We start from the raw sequence: 3,475 nt of genomic DNA on the forward strand, positions 1-3,475 counted from the left end.
TCTTATTGTTCTTTAAAAAAACGGAAACAAGCTGAAAACTGAAGAGACTTTTAAGTCCCGAAAGGGATAAAAGAAAGTCTGAGTAAGATAAAAATCTTGACTGAGAAAAGGCGGTCAAGTGTTTAGTTGATTAATCCGCTTCAAATGTAAAAACATTTGAGGTTGTATAGTTAAGTGACTAAGCGTACAAGGTGGATGCCTTGGCAATCAGAGGCGAAGAAGGACGTGCTAATCTGCGAAAAGCTTGGATGAGTTGATAAGAAGCGTGTAATCCAAGATATCCGAATGGGGAAACCCGATGGGTGAAGAATCCATCATTTCATTATGAATCCATAGTAATGAAAGGCAAACCGGGAGAACTGAAACATCTAAGTACCCCGAGGAAAAGAAATCAACCGAGATTCCGTCAGTAGCGGCGAGCGAAAGCGGAGGAGCCATCAAATGTTATCTCATCAATTAGGAGAATCAACTGGGAAGTTGAACCATAGGGGGTGATAGTCCCGTATCTGAAAGTGGTTGGGAAGGACTAAGTTTGAGAGAAGTAGGGCGGGACACGTGATATCCTGTCTGAAGAAGGGGGGACCATCCTCCAAGGCTAAATACTCCTGATTGACCGATAGTGAACCAGTACTGTGAAGGAAAGGCGAAAAGAACCCCGGTGAGGGGAGTGAAATAGAACCTGAAACCTTGTACGTACAAGCAGTGGGAGCCGTAAGGTGACTGCGTACCTTTTGTATAATGGGTCAGCGACTTATATTTTGTAGCGAGGTTAACCGAATAGGGGAGCCGAAGGGAAACCGAGTCTTAACTGGGCGAATAGTTGCAAGGTATAGACCCGAAACCCGGTGATCTAGCCATGGGCAGGTTGAAGGTTGGGTAACACTAACTGGAGGACCGAACCGACTAATGTTGAAAAATTAGCGGATGACTTGTGGCTGGGGGTGAAAGGCCAATCAAACCGGGAGATAGCTGGTTCTCCCCGAAATCTATTTAGGTAGAGCCTTGAGCGGACACCTTTGGGGGTAGAGCACTGTTTCGGCTAGGGGGCCATCCCGGCTTACCAACCCGATGCAAACTACGAATACCAAAGAGTGATACTCAGGAGACACACGGCGGGTGCTAACGTCCGTCGTGGAGAGGGAAACAACCCAGACCGCCAGCTAAGGTCCCGAAGTCTATATTAAGTGGGAAACGAAGTGGGAAGGCTTAGACAGCTAGGATGTTGGCTTAGAAGCAGCCACCATTTAAAGAAAGCGTAATAGCTCACTAGTCGAGTCGGTCTGCGCGGAAGATGTAACGGGGCTGAAATATAGCACCGAAGCTGCGGCATCAGGAGCAACATTAATGGTTTTTAGGATTAACACCATGCGAAACGAAGTGGCGCATGTTGGTCAAGCTAAAAAACGTTGAGTCGGCATAGACTGACAAGAATCATTAATGTTGCTCCTGTTGGGTAGGGGAGCGTTGTGTAAGCGGAAGAAGGTGAATCGAGAGGTTTGCTGGACGTATCACAAGTGCGAATGCTGACATAAGTAACGATAAAACGGGTGAAAAACCCGTTCGCCGGAAGACCAAGGTTTCCTGTCCAACGTTAATCGGGGCAGGGTGAGTCGGCCCCTAAGGCGAGGCTGAAAAGCGTAGTCGATGGGAAACGGGTTAATATTCCCGTACTTGGATAAACTGCGATGTGGGGACGGAGCAGGTTAGGTTAGCGTGCTGTTGGATATGCACGTTTAAGCTGGTAGTTGGGGTAGGTAGGCAAATCCGCTTACCCAATACAAACAACGAGAAGTGATGACGAGACGCTACGGCGTTGAAGTAACTGATACCCTACTTCCAGGAAAAGCCACTAAGCTTCAGGTTTATCGAAACCGTACTGAAAACCGACACAGGTGGTCAGGTAGAGAATACTCAGGCGCTTGAGAGAACTCGGGTGAAGGAACTAGGCAAAATAGCACCGTAACTTCGGGAGAAGGTGCGCCGGCGTAGCTTGTAGCCCCTAGCGGGTGAAGGGTGAACCGGTCGAAGATACCAGCTGGCTGCAACTGTTTATTAAAAACACAGCACTCTGCAAACACGAAAGTGGACGTATAGGGTGTGATGCCTGCCCGGTGCTGGAAGGTTAATTGATGGTGTAATCGAAAGAGAAGCACCTGATCGAAGCCCCAGTAAACGGCGGCCGTAACTATAACGGTCCTAAGGTAGCGAAATTCCTTGTCGGGTAAGTTCCGACCTGCACGAATGGCATAATGATGGCCAGGCTGTCTCCACCCGAGACTCAGTGAAATTGAAATCGCCGTGAAGATGCGGTGTACCCGCGGCTAGACGGAAAGACCCCGTGAACCTTTACTATAGCTTGACACTGAACATTGAATTTTGATGTGTAGGATAGGTGGGAGCCTATGAAGCGGTCACGCCAGTGATTGTGGAGGCGACCTTGAAATACCACCCTTTAACGTTTGATGTTCTAACGAGACATCCTAATCGGGTGTTCGGACAGTGTCTGGTGGGTAGTTTGACTGGGGCGGTCTCCTCCCAAAGTGTAACGGAGGAGCACGAAGGTTTGCTAATCACGGTCGGACATCGTGAGGTTAGTGCAATGGTATAAGCAAGCTTAACTGCGAGACGGACAAGTCGAGCAGGTACGAAAGTAGGTCATAGTGATCCGGTGGTTCTGCATGGAAGGGCCATCGCTCAACGGATAAAAGGTACTCCGGGGATAACAGGCTGATACCGCCCAAGAGTTCATATCGACGGCGGTGTTTGGCACCTCGATGTCGGCTCATCACATCCTGGGGCTGAAGTAGGTCCCAAGGGTATGGCTGTTCGCCATTTAAAGTGGTACGCGAGCTGGGTTTAGAACGTCGTGAGACAGTTCGGTCCCTATCTGCCGTGGGCGTAGGAGAATTGATTGGGGCTGCTCCTAGTACGAGAGGACCGGAGTGGACGCACCACTGGTGTTCGGGTTGTGTCGCCAGACGCATTGCCTGGTAGCTAAGTGCGGAAGAGATAAGTGCTGAAAGCATCTAAGCACGAAACTTGCCAAGAGATGAGTTCTCCCAGACTAAATGTTTGTAAGGGTTGTTTGAGACTAAGACGTAGATAGGTGGGGTGTGTAAGCGGTGTGAGCCGTTGAGCTAACCCATACTAATTGCCCGAGAGGCTTAACTATACAACGCTCAAGTGTTTTTGTAGGGTGGCTGAAGTGAGAGCTGAGTCAACCTCAAGATGAAGCGAATGGAAACGAAACAGAGTGAAATAAATCAAATAAACAAATAAATAAACGTTATCAGCTTGTGACCGAGAGAGCAAAGAACTAAAACAAAGAACAAATTAGACGTTATCGAAGAATTATCTTGGCGGCGAGAGTGCAGTGGACCCACCTGAATCCATTCCGAACTCAGAAGTGAAATGCTGTAATGCCGATGGTAGTGTGGGGTATCCCCATGTGAGAGTAGGGCACCGCCAGGTTTTA

Annotated in this window: 2 rRNA genes; both read left to right on the top strand. The window is 48.7% G+C overall.

From position 1 onward, the window contains the following. Positions 1-168 precede the first annotated feature (168 nt). Positions 169-3,172: ribosomal RNA gene (locus BKK47_RS00005) — 23S ribosomal RNA — on the top strand. 183 nt (positions 3,173-3,355) lie between these two features. After that, a 5S ribosomal RNA gene (rrf, locus tag BKK47_RS00010) occupies positions 3,356-3,471 on the top strand. Positions 3,472-3,475 lie beyond the last annotated feature (4 nt).

Origin of the sequence: Rodentibacter mrazii, from assembly GCF_001998825.1 — a bacterium.
Taxonomy (GTDB): Bacteria; Pseudomonadota; Gammaproteobacteria; order Enterobacterales; family Pasteurellaceae; genus Rodentibacter; species Rodentibacter mrazii.